This is a genomic window from Bradyrhizobium sp. AZCC 2262, assembly GCF_036924535.1.
In the GTDB taxonomy this organism is placed as follows: domain Bacteria; phylum Pseudomonadota; class Alphaproteobacteria; order Rhizobiales; family Xanthobacteraceae; genus Bradyrhizobium.
Genome location: NZ_JAZHRT010000001.1, coordinates 1,602,725 through 1,622,936, shown reverse-complemented (window position 1 = coordinate 1,622,936; position 20,212 = coordinate 1,602,725). Strand labels below are relative to the sequence as shown.

At 62.0% G+C, this 20,212-nt stretch carries 10 protein-coding genes; 1 reads left to right on the top strand and 9 read right to left on the bottom strand.

The features are described 5' to 3' along the window. Nucleotides 1-34: 34 nt before the first annotated feature. Genes fusA through rpsL form a run of 3 tightly spaced genes read right to left on the bottom strand, consistent with a single transcriptional unit; the run spans nt 35 to nt 2,994 of the window. The gene (fusA, locus tag V1283_RS07550; RefSeq protein WP_334385799.1) at nt 35-2,107 is read right to left on the bottom strand and encodes an elongation factor G; all 2,073 of its coding nucleotides are present in this window, start codon (nt 2,105-2,107) and stop codon (nt 35-37) included. A gap of 29 nt (nt 2,108-2,136) precedes the next feature. Then, on the bottom strand, nt 2,137-2,607 hold the full coding sequence (rpsG, locus tag V1283_RS07545; protein WP_212420850.1) for a 30S ribosomal protein S7: 471 nt from the start codon (nt 2,605-2,607) through the stop codon (nt 2,137-2,139). Nucleotides 2,608-2,622: 15 nt separating this feature from the next. Then, nucleotides 2,623-2,994: a 30S ribosomal protein S12 gene (gene rpsL / locus V1283_RS07540; RefSeq protein WP_108518071.1), complete on the bottom strand. Its 372-nt coding sequence runs from the start codon at nt 2,992-2,994 to the stop codon at nt 2,623-2,625. Between the two features lie 710 nt (nt 2,995-3,704). Between rpsL and V1283_RS07535 the strand changes: the two genes are divergently transcribed. Then, nucleotides 3,705-4,913 (top strand): FAD-dependent oxidoreductase, encoded by a 1,209-nt coding sequence (locus tag V1283_RS07535; protein ID WP_334385798.1) that lies wholly within the window; start codon nt 3,705-3,707, stop codon nt 4,911-4,913. Between the two features lie 18 nt (nt 4,914-4,931). Here V1283_RS07535 and V1283_RS07530 read toward each other — a convergent pair whose 3' ends face one another. The 6 genes from V1283_RS07530 to rpoB form a co-directional block, all read right to left on the bottom strand. Beyond that, nucleotides 4,932-5,723, bottom strand: coding sequence for an MOSC domain-containing protein (locus V1283_RS07530; protein ID WP_334385797.1), 792 nt, complete (start codon nt 5,721-5,723; stop codon nt 4,932-4,934). 41 nt (nt 5,724-5,764) lie between these two features. Further along, nucleotides 5,765-7,789 (bottom strand): ABC transporter ATP-binding protein, encoded by a 2,025-nt coding sequence (locus V1283_RS07525; protein ID WP_334385796.1) that lies wholly within the window; start codon nt 7,787-7,789, stop codon nt 5,765-5,767. 165 nt (nt 7,790-7,954) lie between these two features. Beyond that, nucleotides 7,955-10,009: an FAD-dependent oxidoreductase gene (locus V1283_RS07520; protein ID WP_334385795.1), complete on the bottom strand. Its 2,055-nt coding sequence runs from the start codon at nt 10,007-10,009 to the stop codon at nt 7,955-7,957. Nucleotides 10,010-10,247: 238 nt separating this feature from the next. Then, nucleotides 10,248-11,345, bottom strand: a complete 1,098-nt coding sequence (locus V1283_RS07515) for a helix-turn-helix transcriptional regulator (RefSeq protein ID WP_334385794.1) — start codon at nt 11,343-11,345, stop codon at nt 10,248-10,250. A gap of 155 nt (nt 11,346-11,500) precedes the next feature. After that, a complete protein-coding gene (gene rpoC, locus V1283_RS07510; RefSeq protein ID WP_334385793.1) occupies nt 11,501-15,700 on the bottom strand; it encodes a DNA-directed RNA polymerase subunit beta' in 4,200 nt (1,399 codons plus the stop codon). Nucleotides 15,701-15,853: 153 nt separating this feature from the next. Continuing rightward, nucleotides 15,854-19,972 carry a DNA-directed RNA polymerase subunit beta gene (gene rpoB / locus V1283_RS07505; RefSeq protein WP_334385792.1) on the bottom strand — a complete coding sequence of 1,373 codons (4,119 nt, stop codon included), beginning with the start codon at nt 19,970-19,972 and terminating at the stop codon, nt 15,854-15,856. Nucleotides 19,973-20,212: the final 240 nt, after the last annotated feature.

The window sequence follows — 20,212 nt, the reverse complement described above, 5'->3', positions numbered from 1 at the left end:
CTCCGTTCAGTCGTTAGCTTTGAACCAACGACAATCAGGCAAACTTCTTCTGGACTTCTGCCGACACGTTCGCCGGCGCTTCAGCGTAGTGATCGAATTGCATCGTAAAGGTCGCGCGTCCCTGGCTCATCGAGCGCAGGTTATTCACGTACCCGAACATGTTCATGAGCGGCACCATCGCGTTGATGACGTTGGCGTTGCCGCGCATGTCCTGGCCCTGGATCTGGCCGCGCCGCGAATTCAGGTCGCCGATGACCGAACCGGTATAGTCTTCCGGGGTCACCACCTCGACCTTCATGATCGGCTCGAGCAGAACGGACTTGCCCTTCTGCAGCGCTTCGCGGAATGCCGCGCGCGATGCGATTTCGAAGGCCAGCGCCGAGGAGTCGACGTCGTGATACTTGCCGTCGACCAGTTGAACCTTGACGTCCACCACCGGGAAGCCGGCGACCACGCCCGAGCCCATCACGCTGTTGAGGCCCTTTTCGACGCCGGGGATGTATTCCTTCGGCACCGCGCCGCCGACGATCTTCGATTCGAACTCGTAGCCCTTGCCGGGCTCGTTCGGCTCGACGATGATCGACACTTCGGCGAACTGACCGGTACCACCGGTCTGCTTCTTGTGCGTGTACTTGACTTCAGCGCGCTTGGTGACGCGCTCGCGGAACGCCACCTGCGGCGCGCCGATGTTGGCGTCGACCTTGTAGGTGCGGCGGAGGATGTCGACCTTGATGTCGAGATGGAGTTCGCCCATGCCCTTGAGAATGGTCTGGCCGGACTCCTGGTCGGTCGACACGCGGAACGACGGATCTTCGGCGGCGAGCTTCGCCAGTGCTACGCCCAGCTTTTCCTGGTCGGCCTTCGACTTCGGCTCGATCGCGATTTCGATCACCGGCTCCGGGAATTCCATCTTTTCGAGGATCACCTGCTTGTCGGGATCGCACAGCGTGTCACCGGTGCGCGCTTCCTTCAGGCCGGCAAGTGCCACGATGTCGCCGGCATAGGCTTCCTTGATGTCTTCGCGGTTGTTCGCATGCATCAACAGCATGCGGCCGATACGTTCTTTCTTCTCGCGGGTCGAGTTGACCACGCCGGTACCGCTCATCAGCACGCCCGAATAGATGCGGCAGAAGGTGATGGTGCCGACGAACGGGTCGTCCATGATCTTGAACGCGAGCAGAGCCAGCGGCTCCTTGTCGTCGGCCTTGCGGACGACTTCGTTGCCGTCATCGTCGATGCCCTTGATCGCAGGCACGTCGATGGGCGACGGCAGATAATCCACCACCGCGTCGAGCAGCGGCTGCACGCCCTTGTTCTTGAAGGCCGAGCCGCACAGCACGGGATAGAAGGCGCCGGTCAGCACGGCTTTACGGATCAGCCGCTTCAGCGTCGCCTCATCGGGCTCCTTGCCATCGAGGTAAGCCGCAAGCGCGTCGTCATCGAGCTCGACGGCGGCTTCCAGCATCTTCTCGCGGTATTCCTTCGCCTTGTCGGCGAGGTCGGCGGGAATATCGATGTCCTTGAAGTTGGCGCCGAGCGCCTCGTCTTCCCAAACCACGCCCTTCATGCGGACGAGGTCGACCAGGCCCTTGAAGTTGTTCTCGGAGCCGATCGGAAGCTGGATCGCAATCGGCTTGGCGCCGAGGCGGTCGACGATATCGTCGAGACACTTATAGAAATCGGCGCCGGTCTTATCCATCTTGTTGGCGAAGACGATGCGCGGAACCCTGTACTTGTCGCCCTGGCGCCAGACGGTTTCGGTCTGCGGTTCGACGCCCTGGTTCGAATCGAGCACGCACACCGCGCCGTCGAGCACGCGCAGCGAACGCTCGACTTCGATGGTAAAGTCGACGTGGCCGGGGGTGTCGATGATGTTGAGGCGCTTGCCGTTCCAGAACGCGGTGGTCGCAGCGGAGGTGATCGTGATGCCACGCTCCTGCTCCTGCTCCATCCAGTCCATCGTCGCGGCACCTTCGTGCACTTCGCCGATCTTGTGGCTCTTGCCGGTGTAATAAAGGATGCGCTCGGTGGTCGTGGTCTTACCGGCATCGATATGCGCCATGATACCGAAGTTGCGGTAATTCTCTATGGCATGAACGCGAGGCATGGGCTGTTCCTTAAATCCGTTCTTCGCCGTTACCAGCGATAATGCGAGAAGGCACGGTTGGCTTCCGCCATCCGGTGCACATCTTCACGCTTCTTGACGGCGTTCCCCCGGTTGTTCGACGCGTCGAGCAACTCGGCCGAGAGCCGCTCCGTCATCGTCTTTTCATTGCGCTCGCGCGCTGCAGTGATGATCCAGCGAATGCCCAGCGCCTGACGGCGGACCGAGCGGACTTCGACCGGCACCTGGTAGGTGGCGCCGCCGACGCGGCGCGACCGCACTTCGATGGTCGGCATGACGTTTTCCAGCGCCTGCTCGAACACCGGCAGCGGGCCCTGCTTGGTCTTGGTTTCGATCATGGCGAGCGCGCCGTAGACGATGCTCTCGGCGGCGGACTTCTTGCCGTCGTACATGATCGAGTTCATGAACTTCGTGATGATGATGTTCCCGAACTTCGGATCCGGGTTCACTTCACGCTTTTCAGCAGAATGGCGACGAGACATCTGATCTGTTCCCGCTTACTTCGGACGCTTCGCGCCGTACTTCGAACGACGCTGCTTACGGTTCTTGACGCCCTGGGTATCGAGGACGCCGCGGAGGATGTGGTAGCGCACGCCGGGCAAGTCCTTGACGCGGCCGCCGCGGATCATGACCACCGAGTGCTCCTGAAGGTTATGGCCTTCACCCGGGATGTAGCCGATCACTTCGAAGCCGTTGGTCAGGCGCACCTTGGCGACCTTACGAAGCGCCGAGTTCGGCTTCTTCGGGGTCGTGGTGTAGACGCGCGTGCAAACGCCGCGCTTCTGCGGCGACTGTTGCAGCGCCGGCACCTTCTTGCGTGACTTCTGCACCGCACGCGGTTTTGCGATCAGCTGGTTGATCGTCGGCATGTCAGCCTTCACCCTTTAGTTCGCGCGAAACCTCGAATGGCTTTCGCAAATTCTTCTCGGAACTAGCCGTTCCGTTCGGCCCGCCCTGCGTGAAAAACATTCACGCAAAACGAAATCGCGCCAACCACCCATCGCTGAGCGGAAAGCGCTTCGACGCCACAGAGGACCGCGACTGAAGGCCGATCAGCGTTCGCTGTCCGGCCCGCTTCCGAGGTCATGCATCCGAGTTCACTCTCAAGAGGACGTGCTCAAGAGAACTAAAATCGTCCTGGCATTGCCTAGCAATATGATCGACAGCGTTTGAGCGGCATTCGTCGAGGTTGGTGCCCGTCCAGGCCCTCAGGAAACTTCCGTAAGGATTTGAAAGGGTGTTCCGTTCCGACGTTGGCGTTGCTCACCGCCTGTCGTTAAGTGGCCGTCTTCTATAAGTGGTGGACAGCTAAGTCAAGCGAAACGAGAACGCTTGAAACGCCTATGGCGTCTGCGGATTCAGTGCTTCGCGTGAATGCGCGAAGCGCGGAAGTGAATTCGCGACGTCCGACATAGATAGTGTTCCGCCCTGCCCTGCGCCACCCGAGTCGCAATTTTCATCCGGGTAAATATACCCAGAAACATTATTCTCGTGGAATCCGGACCGATGCCGGCCCTCCGACTAAGCCTTTATTTGCCATTCCGGGTGCAAAAGTGTCGCACCCCGGCTGAGATTCCATATGAAATACACCGACATTGCGATCATCGGCGGCGGCCTCGCCGGCTCTACTGCAGCCGCCATGCTCGGACGCGCGGGAATTCCGACGGTCCTGATCGATCCGCATCAGGCCTATCCATTCGACTTCCGCGTCGAAAAAATCAGCGGCGACGAGCAGCTCGGCCGCTTCTACCAGACCGGAATCGCCGATTCGGTGCTGCGCTCGGCCACCCATGACGGCGAAAACTGGATCGCGCGATTCGGCTATCTGCTCGACAAGAAGCCGAGCCGCCAATACGGCATCATGTACGATGCACTGATCGGCGCGGTCCGCGCCGAAATCGCAGCCCCCGCCGAACTCATCTACGCCAAGGTGACCGACGTCTCGACCAGTGCGGAGCGGCAGAAGCTCACGCTATCCAACGGTGAAACGATTTCGGCGCGCCTGGTGGTGCTGGCCAATGGCCTGAGTGTCGGGCTGCGCCGCAATCTCGGTATCGAGCGCCAGATCCTCAGCGCCAGCCATTCCATCTCGATCGGATTTGACCTGGTGCCGGTCGGCCGCCCGGCCTTCGAATTTCCTGCGCTTACCTATTTTTCGGAGCGGGCAAGCGAGCGCGTCGCCTATGTCACGCTCTTCCCGATCAGAAGCCGGATGCGGGCCAACCTTTTCGTCTACCGCGAGGTCGACGACCCCTGGCTGCGCGAGATGCGGAAGAAGCCGGTCGAGACCATGAACGCCGCGCTGCCCAGGCTGCGCCGCATCACCGGCGAATACGGCGTTGCCGGCGACGTCAAGATCAGGCCCGCCGATCTCTATGTCTCAACCGGGTATCGCCAAGCGGGCCTCGTCCTGGTCGGCGACGCCTTTGCGCACACCTGCCCGGTTACCGGCACCGGCACCGACAAGGTATTCACCGACGTAGCCCAGCTCTGCAACGTCCATATCCCCGCCTGGCTCGCGACCGAGGGCATGGGCGAAGACAAGATCGCCTCCTTTTACGACGATCCGGTCAAGCAGGCCTGCGATGCCTGGTCGATGGCAAAGGCCGTCAGCTTCCGCAAGGTCACGATCGAGAACGGGCCCTACTGGCAGGCTCAGCGCTGGGCGCGTTTCCTGGCGTGGTTCGGCGAAGGCTGCTTGCGGCGGATGCGAAACGGGATCAGCGCGGGGTCAAACCGCCGGGCTCACTCCTCGTCGTCATCGTCTTCATTGTCGTCGTCGGTCTGACCGGCGGCGTTGTGCGGACTAATCCTGAAGAACGATATCGTCACCCGGGCGAACCAGACCCGCCACCAGCACAGCGGCGTAGACGCCCGCTCTCCCGTCATGATTCTTTGCTACATACCGCAAAATCTCGGGATTCTCGTCGAGCGTCTCCGGATCAATGCTGATCATGCGACAACGGATATCGCGTTCCAGAATGTGGACCGTCAGTTTCGGACCGATCCGCAGTCGCCGGCCGACGAATGCGTCTTCGGCAAAGCTTCCACCGGAATTGAGATCGACATAGAAGTTTTCGCGAAAGCGACGCTTGTCGAGCGTCAAGCCCACCGCGCGGCCAATTCCGTCAATCGTCTGGGTTGCAAGCAACGAAAGTGGGCGACAGTCCGTTATGGCGCAGTCCGAGCGTATGATGGTCAGGTCGGAAGCGTTGAGCTGATCACCTCCGATCAGACCCAGCAGCGCCGGATCGGACGCTGACAGAGTTTTTCCGTTCGGCGCATCGATCTCAAGCGCCAGATCGTCACTGGAGGGAAACAGCGGTGTCAGGCCGGGACCACGGGTTTCTGCATCGGTCAGGTTGCCCGGTACAAGCGTCAGCTCGGGACGGCGAAACCTCGGGCGAAATCGCAGCATTTCCTTTCTGCTTCGTGCGGTGAGGAAGGGAAAGGCCTTGGGCGCGCCCGCATGATGGACAGCGTAGAGCCGGTCGCCGAGCACGCCGCCAAAGCCGACATACGCCTCGGGCAGGGATTCTCCCGGCATGCTCTTTACCGGGTAACGCCAAACGCTTTCAAGTCGCCCAACAACCGTCACTACAATTCTCGTCTGACATTTCCCGGTCGCGGCAGTCCGGACTACTCGTCGTCATCCTCATCGTCGTCATCGTCTTCGTTGTCGTCGTCCGCCTGAGTGGCGGCGTTGTGCGACGTATGGCCCTGGTCGTCCCAGAGCTTGCGATAGACCCCGTTGGCCGCGAGCAACTGCGCATGCGAGCCGCGCTCGATCGCCTGCCCGCCTGAAATCACGATGATCTCGTCCATTTCGACCACCGACGTCAGGCGGTGGGTCGACCAGATCATGGTGCGGCCCTCCGCCACATTCAGAAGCGTGCGATTGATCGCGGCTTCGGTGGTCTGGTCGAGCGCCGACGTCGCTTCGTCGAGCAGCAGCAGCGAGGGATTGCGGATGATCGCGCGCGCGATCGCGATGCGCTGGCGCTGGCCGCCCGACAGCGTGTCGCCGCGCTCGCCGACGGGCGTGTCGTATTTCTGCGGCAGGCTCATGATGTAGCCGTGAATCTCGGCCTTGCGCGCCGCTTCCTCGACCTCCTCGTCGCTGGCGCCTTCCTTGCCGAGCCGGATGTTCTCCCGGATCGACATGTTGAACAGCATGTTCTCCTGGAACACGATCGCCATGCCACCACGCAGCGACTCGCGGGTCACGCGGCGGATATCGACGCCGTCGATCGCCACCCGCCCCTCGTCCGGCGTGTAAAGGCGCAGGATCAGGTTGAGCAGCGTGCTCTTGCCCGAGCCGCTGGGACCGACGATCGCGATACGCTTGCCGACGCCGAGCTTGAGGCTGAAATTGTCGAGCACCGGCGTCTCGCTGCCTTCGTAGGCGAAGGTGACGCGGTCGAAGGTGATGTCGTTGGTGATGCGCGGCAAATCGGGGGCGCCCGGGCGATCGGCGCCGCGCGTCGGCTCATCCAGCAGTTCCTGGATGTGCCGCACCGCCGCCGCCGACTGGATCGACACCGGAATGAAGTGCATCAGATGGGCGATGTTGTAGGACACCTCCCAGAACGCGCTCTCGAAGGTGACGAAGGTGCCGATGGTGATCTGGCCCTTGGTGGCGAGATAGGCGCCGATTGCCAGCACCACGAGGTGCAGCAGCAATACTGAAATGGTGACGGTGCGCTCCACCATCGTGGAGAGGAAGACAGCCGACGCGGTCTTGATGCGCACTTCCTGGTTGCGCATCGTAAACCAGCCCAGCGTGCGGCGCTGCAGGCTGAATGCCTTGACCACGGCCTGCGCCGCCACGTTTTCCTGCACCGTGCCGAGCAACGCCGATTCATTGAGCTTCTGCTCGTAATTGGCCTGCACCGCCTTCGGCGTCAGGATCCGCGGCCCGATCAGCGTGATCGGGAACACCAGCAGCGCCACCGCCGCAAGCTGCCAGTTCAAAAACAGCATCAGGATGATGCCGGCGATCAATTCCAGGAACGGCAGCGCCGCGCTGTTGGCGAAGGTCTTGACCGAACCTTCGAAGGCCGCAAGGTCGATCGAGAAGCGCGAGAGAATCTCGCCGCGCCTGGTTTTGGCAAAATAGGACGACGGCAGGTTCTGGACATGCTCGAACAGCCGCGTCCGCACATCGGCAATGATGGACGCCGCCAGCCGCGCGTCCCATCGCTCGTACCAGACCGCAATGATCGACGTGACGATACCGGCGACCGCGAGCACGCCGAGGATCTTGTAGAGCGCCTGAAAATCCTCTTCGCCGAGCGCGTCATCGATCAGGAATTTCAGACTCAGCGGCATGATGACGTTGAATAGCGTCTCGACCATGACGCCGAAGCTGACGAAGATCAGGAGTTTCCTGTAATTGGCGAGATACGGCCGGACGAAGCCGTACATCGTCGCCATCGCGCCGGCGGCTTCCTTGGCGGTGAAGACGACGAGGTCCTCGTCATCATCATCGTCGTCGAGCTCCAGCTCGTCCTGTTCGTCGTCCTTGTCATCGTCGGAGGGCGCGCCGGCGGCCTTGCCGCCGGAAAGCGGCGCGACAGCCTCCGGCACGAGCTTCTTCGTCAGCTCAGGATCGTCCGCCGGCGCGGGATTCTGATCATCCGAGGATGGAGGCTTGGGCGCCATGAAACCAACCGATGCTGCACGGCCGGCATGACCGCAAATCGAACGCGGCAGCGACGGGCGCTACCGCCACGGATTCTATGCGATCGGGATCAATTCGGCAAACATTTGGCGCGGCCGGCGCTGATTCATCAGAGCCGGTCGTGCCTTATTACAACCGGTCGGACCTCAATCGTCCGATTCAACCTTGTCAAAAAACGAATAGCGCAGGCTGTCGGCGTCGGCGTACCACTGCCCCGGCCCCTTGTTGGCAGCCAGCGTCGCCGCCCACACCGCATCGGTGCAGTCACGGCGGTGCATCGCGAGGTCGAATCCGTTGCCGAAGAACAATTCAGACCATTCCCACCAGGTGCCGAGCTTCTTCACGCCGCGCAACAGGTCGTAGCGGTCGATCAGCGCCGGGGCCATGTCCGACGTCACCGATCCGAACACCAGCCCGGTCTTCACGACGCGGTTGAGTTCGCGCACCGCCCGCGGGACCTGCTTTTCAGCAATGTGACACAGGCTGGTCTCGAACACGAAATCGAATTCGCCGTCCTTGAACGGCATGTCGAGGATGGAGCCGAGCTTGTTGTACTTTTTCAGCGCCTTCGGCGTTTTGGCGTGGATCGTCTTGTTGTTTTCGATACCCCAGGCGTCGATACCGCGCTCGCGGAGCGCGCCGACCAGTTCGCCGCTGGCGGCGCCGGCAACGAGCAGCTTGTAGCCCTTGGCCCTGTTCCAGACGATCTTGATCAGGTCCGTCAGATAGGCCGGATCGGTAAACCGGCTCCAGACCTCGCTGTAGGGACCGACACCACGGTAATTTTCGAAATAGCCGCGGTCGATCTTGTCGGACGACACCTCGCCCTGCTGCGCGCGGGCGCGGCGCAACCGGATCATCTCGGTCAGAATGATATCGGTGGCCGCGTCGGAGGAGTCGAGCAGACCGTTCAGCGTCGAATCGAACAGATAGTCGCCGACCACGACGATTCCCGGATGCTCTTTCGGCTCCGGCCGATGGTTGGTCATGACGTCGCGCACCGGCAGGCCGCCCGGCAGCGCATTCACCGACGACAGCCAGCGGTGGATCTTGCCTTCCATGAAATGATCGCGGGCGTTGCCGAGCGAGGCCGGCAACGATTTCAGCGCGGCATCGATCAGTTCCTGATCGCTCAGATTGGCGAACGCCAGCGCGTCCGAGCCGGCGATCAGCCAGTTCAGCACGCCGTGCTTGCCGACGTCGTGGCGGGCGCCCTCATTGTAGACGCAGCAGCCGCCGAACGCTTCCGACATGAACCAGGCGCCGGCGATCTTCTCGCCCCAGAACGGTTCGTCGAACAGGATCGAAACCCGCAAATAGTGCGCCGGACGGTCGAAATAGGCGACATGCTTGACCATCGACTTGCGCAGCTCTTCGCCATCCCAGCGCATGGTGGCGAGCCAGGAATGCGGCAGGCACATCAGCACCAGATCGAAATCGCGTGTCTCCGGCCCCTTCCCGTTCATCATGTTGAGCTGATAACGGCCGCTATCGGTCTTGCCGACCTTGAGCACGCGATGATTGAGCTGGATGTCAGCATCCACTTCCGAGCGCAGACACTCGATCAGTTGCTCGTTGCCGTTCTGGATCGAATACAAGCCGATATAGCCGTCGACATCCATCACGAAGTTTTTCAGCGCGTTCAGCCCGTTGGTATTGTGGCTTTCGGTTGCGAGATCGGACCGCGCCATCACTTTAAGGAATCGCTTGGCGGTGGGATCGTCGACTTCCCGGTCGAGCAGCTCCTCGCAGGTCATGTAGGCCCACGGATGCTCGTTATCGTGGGCGCCGACGCCTTCGTAATATTCGATCGGCGACACCATGTCGGAACAGCGCTTGCGAAACGCCTCGATTGCGGCTGCAGTTTTCGCGCCGTATTTGCGGCGCATGCCCGGCACGTCGTTGAGCAGCTCGCCGTCGAGGTGCACCTGCTCGGCGTCCATCGGTATCGTCTGCAGACCGAAATGCTGGATCAGTTCCCGCAGCGGATCCGGGCCGGTCATCGAATAATCGTAGATTTCGGCGACGCCGGCCTCGTACATCGCCGGCGCGGAATCGAATTTGCGCGAGACGATCTTGCCCCCGACGCGGTCGGACGCCTCGTAGATCGTGACGCGGCAAAGATCGCCGAGCTTTTTCTTCAAATACCAGGCGCTCATCAGCCCGCCGGGGCCGCCGCCTACGATTGCAAGATCCAACATGTCTTTTCCGTCGCCCTCCGGCCCCTGCCTTCGGAGCAGCCGGTCTAAACCACATTAGCAAAAGCGCTTTTCACCCTGAAGGGAAGATGAACAAAGCAGGCCCTCGCAACGCAACAATGAAAGAAAGCAGCAAAATGGCCGGCTTGTGCCGGCCTTTTGTCTTCGCACCGTATTCTTGCGGAAGCCTTATTCCGCCAGCGAGTGGGCCCAAGGTCCGCCTCCGAAACCGTGGGCGCGGTTAACCACCACGGAACGCCTTGCCGGCGAGCAGGCTGGCCAGCTCCTGCTGGCGCGAGAGGCCGGTCTTGGACAACACGGCCTTGAGCTGGCTGCGCACCGTTTCCCGGTTGACGCCTGTCGCGTCGGCAAGTGTATCAATGGTTTCGGCCTGGCCAATGCCCCGCGCCACGCGCGCTTCTGCCGGTGTCAGGTCGAACAGGCCTTGCAGGACCTCCGCGTTCGGCACCGCGGCGCGGTCGACCGGCGTCACTACCAGCAGCGCGGTGGCCTGAGTGAAGATATCGCGTGCGGAGCCGCGTACGGGGACGACATGCAGCACCATCGGCACGTGACCCACCGTCGCGGCGACCGGTATGGATTTCACGGTCCGGCTGCCGGCAAGCGGCAGCGCGCCGAGGGCTTCGGCGAGCAGCGCATCCGCCGCGACGTCCGCTATCGTCACGCGCTGCGTGCGATCCTGAAACAGCGAAGGCATCAGCGCATCGAACAGGCCATTCACTGCCAACACCCGGCCGGGCCCGCGCAGCATCGCGCCCGGCAGACCCAGCGCCTGCAATGCGTCCACCTGGGCACGTGCGCGCTCGAAGCCAAGGCGGTTTGCTGCCAGGGAGGCGCGGGCCAGATGCGGCCGCAGTCCATCCAGCAAGGCGACGACCTCTCGCGGCACCGGGCCACGATCCTGATGCCGCGGCAGGACAATTGCGATTGAATCACCGATCGGCATCGGGATGAGCGTTCCGGCCCGGTAGCCGATGCCATGCTTGCGGTAAAAATTGCAGTAGACTTCGTTGGTCGCGATCTCCTCCTCCGAGAGGAGGTCATAGTCGGTGACGAAGCCCGCATGATTGAGCGCAATGGCGCGCGGCAGGTTGGGATCGTGTTCGCTCCATCCGTCTCTCAGGAAAACAGGCATGATCTGGTCATATTCGACCGAATTGACCGCGCTTGTGTATCCATCCCGCACGCCGAACAGAAAGCCGCCGTTGCCGCCGACCGCTGCACCGAGTTCGCCGAGCAGCGCCGGCCAAAGCGAGGGCATGAGTCCGGCCTCATAAATGCGATCGATCAGATGTTCTGGATCAATTGATGCGTTCATGGGGACTCGAAGGGATCGTCAACATGGTCAGACATCACGCTGTGACTGGGTAGCACGTATCACCCTTATGGGTGAAGCACGGGCCACGGCCGTTGAAAAAGCAAAAGCCGGCTTCGCAGCCGGCTTTCTTTTTCGATCGGAACCTGGTGGAACCCTTACTCCGCCGGTGGCAGAGCCAGCGGTTCCGCTTCCGGCGCGGTCGGCACGATCGTCGCCTGCTTCTCGCGCTCGTCGAGAATCAGCTTATCGCGCTTGACCGCGACTTCGCGGATCTTGGCCATCGAAGCGCCGGTGCCCGCCGGGATCAGCCGGCCGACAATGACGTTCTCCTTGAGGCCTTCCAGCGGGTCCACCTTGCCGTTGACGGCGGCTTCGGTGAGCACGCGGGTGGTCTCCTGGAACGAGGCCGCCGAGAAGAACGAGCGGGTCTGCAAGCTCGCCTTGGTGATGCCGAGCAGAACCGGCGTTCCCGTGGCGGGTTTCTTGCCCTCTTCCTTGGCCTTCAGGTTGAGCGCATCGAACTCGATCTTGTCGACCTGCTCGCCCGAGATCATGTCGGTGTCGCCCTGGTCGGTGACCTCGACCTTCTGCAGCATCTGACGGACAATCACCTCGATGTGCTTGTCGTTGATGAGCACGCCCTGCAGCCGGTAGACTTCCTGGATTTCGTTGACCAGATAGGCAGCGAGTTCCTCGATGCCCTTGATCGCCAGGATGTCGTGCGGCGCCGGATTGCCTTCGACGATGAAATCGCCCTTTTCGACGATGTCGCCGTCCTGCAGATGGATGTGCTTGCCCTTCGGGATCAGGTACTCGCGCGGCTCCTCGGTCTTGTCCATCGGCTCGATCGAGATGCGGCGCTTGTTCTTGTAGTCGCGGCCGAAACGGATCGTGCCCGCGATTTCCGCGATGATCGCCGCGTCCTTTGGCTTGCGGGCCTCGAACAGTTCGGCCACCCGCGGCAGACCGCCGGTGATGTCGCGGGTCTTGGCGCTTTCCGTGGAGATACGCGCCAGGATGTCGCCGGCCTTGACCTTGGCGCCGATGTCGACCGACAAAATGCCGTCGACCGACAGCATGTAGCGGGCATCGCCGCCACGTGCGAGCTTCAGCACCTTGCCGTCCTTGCCCTTGACGACGATCGCGGGCCGCAGATCCGCCCCGCCCCGCGACGCGCGCCAGTCGATGACGACGCGCTTGGCGATACCGGTGGATTCGTCCAGCGTTTCCGAGATCGACTGACCCTCGACCAGGTCCTCGAACCCGATGGTGCCTTCGACTTCGGTGAGCACCGGACGGCTGTACGGATCCCATTCCGCGATGCGCTGGCCGCGCTTGACCATATCGCCTTCGTCGACGTGCATGCGCGCGCCGTACTGAATGCGGTGGGTCGCACGCTCGGTGCCGTCGGCATCGGTGATCGCAACGACCATGTTGCGGACCATCGCGACCGAATGCCCTTCGCTGTTCCGGGCGATGGCCTTGTTCCTGATGGTGACCTTGCCGTCGAAATTCGACTCGACGAACGACTGCTCGTTGATCTGCGCCGCGCCGCCGATGTGGAACGTGCGCATGGTGAGCTGCGTGCCGGGTTCACCGATCGACTGCGCGGCGATGACGCCGACAGCTTCGCCGTGGTTGACCGGCGTGCCGCGGGCGAGATCGCGGCCGTAGCACTTGCCGCAGATGCCGTTGACGAGTTCGCAGGTCAGGGCCGAACGGATCTTCACTTCCTGGATGCCGGCCTGCTGGATGGCGTCGACATGCGTCTCTTCCATCAGCGTGCCGCGCTTGACCACGACCTTGTTGGTCGCGGGATCGCGCAGGTCCTCGCCCGTGGTACGGCCGAGGATACGCGACGCCAGCGAGGCGACAACCGTTCCGGCGTCGACGATGGCGCGCATCTTGATGCCGAGCTTGGTGCCGCAATCGTCCTGCGTGATGATGCAGTCCTGCGCCACGTCGACCAGACGGCGGGTCAGGTAACCGGAGTTCGCGGTCTTCAACGCGGTGTCCGCGAGACCCTTGCGGGCGCCGTGGGTCGAGTTGAAGTATTCGAGCACCGACAAACCTTCCTTGAAGTTGGAAATGATCGGCGTCTCGATGATTTCACCCGACGGCTTCGCCATCAGGCCGCGCATACCGGCGAGCTGACGCATCTGGGCCGGCGAACCGCGCGCGCCCGAATGCGCCATCATGTAGATCGAGTTGATGTCGGCGTCGGCGCCCTTCGGCGTCTTCTTGGTCGAGGAGATTTCCTTCATCATCTCCTTGGCGATTTCTTCGGTCGCCTTCGACCAGGCGTCGACCACCTTGTTGTACTTCTCGCCATGGGTGATCAGACCGTCGTTGTACTGCTGCTCGAAATCCTTCGCCAGCGTACGGGTGGTGTCGACGATCTTCCACTTCGAGTGCGGGACGACCATGTCGTCCTTGCCGAACGAGATGCCGGCCTTGAACGCGTTGTAGAAGCCGAGCGCCATGATGCGGTCGCAGAAGATCACCGTCTCCTTCTGACCACAGTGACGGTAGACCTGATCGATCACGCCGGAGATTTCCCGCTTGGTCATCAGCTTGTTGATGATGTCGTACGAGATCTTCGCCGAACTCGGCAGCAGATTGCCGAGCATGACGCGGCCCGCGGTGGTTTCGATCCAGCGCTTCGTCACCTTGCCGGTCTCGTCCATGCCCTCCCACCGGTACTTGATCTTGGTGTGGAGGTGGATGACCTTCGAATGCAGGGCGTGCTCGAGTTCGGCCATGTCGCCGAAGATCTTGCCCTCGCCGGGCAGGCCTTCGCGCATGATCGACACGTAGTAGAGGCCGAGCACGATGTCCTGCGACGGCACGATGATCGGCTGACCGTTCGCGGGATGCAGGATGTTGTTGGTCGACATCATCAGGACGCGCGCTTCGAGCTGCGCTTCCAGCGACAGCGGGACGTGCACGGCCATCTGGTCGCCGTCGAAGTCGGCGTTGAACGCGGCGCAAACCAGCGGATGGAGCTGGATCGCCTTGCCTTCGATCAGGACCGGCTCGAACGCCTGAATGCCGAGGCGATGCAGCGTCGGCGCGCGGTTGAGCAGCACCGGATGCTCGCGGATCACCTCGTCGAGAATATCCCAGACCTCGGGACGTTCTTTTTCGACCAGCTTCTTCGCCTGCTTCACGGTGGTGGACAGACCCTTGGCGTCGAGCCGTGAATAGATGAACGGCTTGAACAGTTCGAGCGCCATCTTCTTCGGCAGGCCGCACTGATGCAGCCGCAGCTCGGGACCGACCACGATCACCGAACGGCCCGAATAGTCGACGCGCTTGCCGAGCAGGTTCTGCCGGAAGCGGCCCTGCTTGCCCTTGAGCATGTCGGCCAGCGACTTCAAGGGCCGCTTGTTGGCGCCGGTGATGACGCGGCCGCGGCGGCCGTTGTCGAACAGCGCGTCGACGGCCTCCTGCAGCATGCGCTTTTCGTTGCGGATGATGATGTCGGGCGCGCGCAGCTCCATCAGCCGCTTCAAGCGGTTGTTGCGGTTGATGACGCGGCGGTAGAGGTCGTTGAGATCAGACGTCGCGAAGCGGCCGCCGTCGAGCGGCACCAGCGGACGCAGGTCCGGCGGAATCACCGGCACCACGGTCAGGATCATCCACTCCGGCTTGTTGCCGGAATAGCGGAACGCCTCGACGATCTTCAGCCGCTTGGCGAGCTTCTTGTGCTTGATGTCGGACTCGGTCTCCTGCATCTCGGCGCGCAGGGACTGCTCGAGCTTTTCGAGCTCAAGTCCCTTCAACAGCTCGCGGATCGCTTCCGCGCCGATCATGGCGGTGAAGGAATCCTGGCCGTATTCGTCCTGCGCCTTCAGGTACTCGTCTTCCGAGAGCAACTGACGGTCCTTGAGCGCGGTCAGGCCCGGCTCCAGCACGACGTAATATTCGAAGTACAGGATCCGCTCGAGATCCTTCAGCGTCATGTCGAGCAGAAGTCCGATGCGGGACGGCAGCGACTTCAAAAACCAGATGTGGGCAACGGGCGCGGCCAGTTCGATATGGCCCATGCGCTCGCGCCGGACGCGCGACAGCGTCACTTCGACCGAGCACTTTTCGCAGATGATACCCTTGTACTTCATTCGCTTGTACTTGCCGCACAAGCACTCGTAATCCTTGATCGGCCCGAAGATGCGGGCGCAGAACAGGCCGTCACGCTCCGGCTTGAAGGTCCGGTAGTTGATGGTCTCCGGCTTTTTGATCTCGCCGTAGGACCAGGACAGAATCTTCTCCGGGGACGCAATCGAGATCCGGATCTGGTCGAAGACCTGAGCCGGAGTCGTCGGATTGAAGAGATTCATAATTTCTTGGTTCATCGTCTTCTCCTCGCGTGCCGATCGTCACCGGCAGCAAATTCGAAACTCTTTTCTAGCGCACGCCCCGCTCAACGTCCGAGAGGAGCGCGAATGCCCGGCCCATCTGCGCGAAGACATGCTTCACGCTCCTGGCCGGACATGGAATCTTTAGCGTTACTCGGCCGCCTCGGACGTGGTCGCCGGTCCCACCTTGGAATTGTGCAGGTCGACGTTGAGGCCGAGCGAGCGCATTTCCTTGACCAGCACGTTGAACGATTCCGGAATACCCGCCTCGAACGTGTCGTCGCCGCGCACGATCGCCTCGTACACCTTGGTACGGCCGGCGACGTCGTCCGACTTCACGGTCAGCATTTCCTGCAGCGTGTAGGCCGCGCCGTAGGCTTCCAGCGCCCACACCTCCATTTCGCCGAAACGTTGCCCGCCGAACTGCGCCTTGCCGCCCAGCGGCTGCTGGGTGACGAGCGAGTACGGACCGATCGAACGCGCGTGGATCTTGTCGTCGACCAGATGGTGCAGCTTGAGCATGTAGATGTAGCCGACCGTCACCTTGCGGTCGAAGGCATCGCCGGTGCGGCCGTCATAGACGGTCGACTGGCCGGAGGCGTCGAAGCCCGCGAGCTTCAGCATCTCCTCGATGTCGGCTTCCTTGGCGCCGTCGAACACCGGCGTTGCGATCGGCACGCCGTGGCTCAGATTCTTGCCAAGCTCCATCAGCTCGTTGTCGTTCAGCGTCTTGATGGTTTCATCGTCGCCATAGATCTTCTTCAGGGTCTCGCGCAGCGGCTTGAGGTCCTGCTTCTGGTAATAGCTGTCGATGGTCTGGCCGATGCGCTTGCCGAGGCCTGCGCAGGCCCAACCGAGATGCGTCTCCAGAATCTGGCCGACGTTCATGCGCGAGGGCACGCCAAGCGGATTGAGCACGATGTCCGCATGCGTGCCGTCCTCGAGGAACGGCATGTCCTCGATCGGAACGATCTTGGACACCACGCCCTTGTTGCCGTGACGGCCGGCCATCTTGTCGCCGGGCTGGATCTTGCGCTTCACCGCGACGAAGACCTTGACCATCTTCATCACGCCGGGCGGCAACTCGTCGCCACGCTGCAGCTTTTCGACCTTGTCGAGGAAACGCTGTTCAAGGCCCTTCTTCGATTCGTCGTATTGCTTCCGCATCGCCTCGATTTCGCTCATCAGCTTGTCGTTCGGCGAGGCAAACATCCACCACTGCGACTTCGGATACTCCTCGAGCACGGCGCGCGTGATCTTGGTGTCCTTCTTGAAGCCCTTGGGACCCGCAATGCCCTGGCGGTTTTCCAGGAGCTCGGCGAGGCGGCCGTAGACGTTGCGGTCGAGGATCGCCTGTTCGTCGTCGCGGTCCTTGGCCAGACGCTCGATCTCTTCCCGCTCGATCGCCAGCGCACGCTCGTCCTTGTCGACGCCGTGACGGTTGAACACGCGCACTTCCACGATCGTGCCCTGCACGCCAGGCGGCACGCGGAGCGAGGTATCGCGGACGTCGGAAGCCTTTTCGCCGAAAATGGCGCGCAGCAGCTTTTCTTCCGGCGTCATCGGGCTTTCGCCCTTCGGCGTGATCTTGCCGACCAGGATGTCGCCGGCGCGGACTTCGGCACCGATGTAAACGATACCGGCTTCGTCGAGGTTCTTGAGCGCTTCTTCCGAAACGTTCGGAATGTCGCGGGTGATTTCCTCAGGTCCGAGCTTGGTGTCGCGGGCCATCACCTCGAACTCCTCGATGTGGATCGAGGTGAAGACGTCGTCCTTCACGATCCGCTCCGAGAGCAGGATCGAGTCTTCGAAGTTGTAGCCGTTCCACGGCATGAACGCGACCAGCACGTTGCGGCCGAGCGCGAGCTCGCCGAGATCGGTCGAGGGACCGTCGGCGATGATGTCGCCCTTCTTGACGATGTCGCCGACCTTCACCAGCGGACGCTGGTTGATGCAGGTCGACTGGTTGGAGCGTTGGTACTTCATCAGCCGGTAGATATCGACGCCCGACTTGGTCGGATCGAGATCTTCAGTGGCGCGGATCACGACGCGGGTGGCGTCGATCTGGTCGATCACGCCCGAGCGTCGCGCGGCGATCGCCGCACCGGAGTCACGGGCAACCACGCCTTCCATGCCGGTGCCGACGAACGGCGCCTCGGCGCGAACCAGCGGCACCGCCTGGCGCTGCATGTTCGAGCCCATCAGCGCGCGGTTGGCGTCGTCGTTCTCGAGGAACGGGATCAGCGCCGCGGCCACCGAAACCAGCTGCTTCGGCGACACGTCCATGTAGTCGACCTTGTCGGGCGTGATCGGCAGCACTTCGCCGGCGTGACGGCAAACGATCAGGTCTTCGGTGAAGCGGCCCTTGGCGTCGAGCGGCACGTTGGCTTGCGCCACGCGATAACGGCCCTCCTCCATCGCCGAGAGATACACGACCTCGTCGGTGACGCGGCCGTCCTTCACCTTGCGATAGGGCGTTTCGACGAAGCCGTACTTGTTGACGCGCGCGAACGTCGCCAGCGAGTTGATCAGGCCGATGTTCGGACCTTCCGGCGTTTCGATCGGGCAGATGCGGCCGTAATGCGTCGGATGCACGTCGCGCACTTCGAAGCCGGCGCGCTCGCGGGTCAGGCCGCCCGGTCCAAGCGCCGAGAGACGGCGCTTGTGGGTGATCTCCGACAGCGGGTTGGTCTGGTCCATGAACTGCGAGAGCTGCGAGGAGCCGAAGAATTCGCGCACTGCCGCTGCCGCCGGCTTGGCGTTGATCAGGTCCTGCGGCATCACGGTGTCGATATCGACACTGGACATGCGCTCCTTGATCGCGCGTTCCATGCGCAGCAGGCCGATGCGGTACTGGTTCTCCATCAGCTCGCCGACCGAACGCACACGGCGGTTGCCGAGATGGTCGATGTCGTCGATCTCGCCCTTGCCGTCACGCAGGTCGACCAGCGTCTTGATGACGGCCAGGATGTCTTCCTTGCGCAGCGTGCGATGGGTGTCGGGCGCGTCGAGCTCGAGGCGCATGTTCATCTTGACGCGGCCGACCGCGGACAGGTCGTAGCGCTCGCTGTCGAAGAACAGCGACTGGAACATGGTCTGGGCCGAGTCGATGGTCGGCGGCTCACCCGGACGCATCACGCGGTAGATGTCGAACAGCGCGTCTTCACGCGTCATGTTCTTGTCGGCATGCAGCGTGTTGCGGATGTAGGCGCCGACATTGACATGGTCGATGTCGAGCAGCGGCAATTCCTTGTAGCCCTGCTCGTTGAGCGCCTTCAGCGACTTCTCGGTGAGCTCCTCGCCGGCTTCGGCGTAGATTTCACCGGTCTTCGGATTGACGAGATCCTCGGCGAGATAATTGCCGACCAGCTCTTCGTCCGACAGACGCAGCGCCTTGAGGCCCTTTTCCTGCAACTGGCGCGCGGCGCGCACCGTCAGCTTCTTGCCGGCCTCGAGCACGACCTTGCCGGTATCGGCGTCGATCAGATCGTTGATGGTCGAGTAGCCGCGGAAACGCGCGGCATCGAACGGCACGCGCCAGCCTTCCTTGGTCCGCTTGAAATTGATCTTCTTGTAGAACGTGGACAGGATGGTCTCGCCATCGAGACCGAGCGCGAACATCAGCGACGTCACCGGAATCTTGCGGCGGCGGTCGATGCGCGCGAACACGATGTCCTTGGCGTCGAACTCGATGTCGAGCCAGGACCCGCGATACGGAATCACGCGCGCGGCAAACAACAGTTTGCCGGACGAGTGGGTCTTGCCCTTGTCGTGGTCGAAGAACACGCCAGGCGAACGGTGCATCTGGGAGACGATGACGCGCTCGGTGCCGTTGACGACGAAGGTGCCGTTCATGGTCATGAGCGGGATATCGCCCATGTAGACGTCCTGCTCCTTGATGTCCTTGACGGACTTGGCGCCGGTTTCCTCGTCGATATCGAACACGATCAGGCGCAGCGTCACCTTGAGCGGCGCAGCATAGGTCATGCCGCGCTGGCGGCACTCGTCGACGTCGTATTTCGGCGGCTCGAATTCGTAACGGACGAATTCCAGCATCGAGGTGCCCGAGAAATCCGAGATCGGGAACACCGAGCGGAACACCGCCTGCAGTCCCTCGTCCAGCCGGCCACCCTGGGGCTCCTCGACCATCAGGAACTGGTCGTAGGACGCCTTCTGAACCTCGATGAGGTTCGGCATCTCGGCGACTTCCTTGATGTGTCCAAAGAACTTGCGAACGCGTTTGCGACCGGTGAATGTCTGCTGCGCCATCGTGGCCTCTCATTTTCGTCGCCCTTATGGGCGAACCTTCCGAAGCGCGACTGCCATCGCCCCCGGGTTGAATTTCGAATCGCTCAAAAGGAACAAAGCCCACCTTCAGGAATGAAGTCCTGAATCTGTACTTTAGACCTTCAAAACGCAAAACGACGCGCGGGGCGCATGACTGCACCCGCCCGTCTCAACTTGCCGCTTCACGGACTGAAAAAGCCCGAAATCTGACTGTCTCCCAAC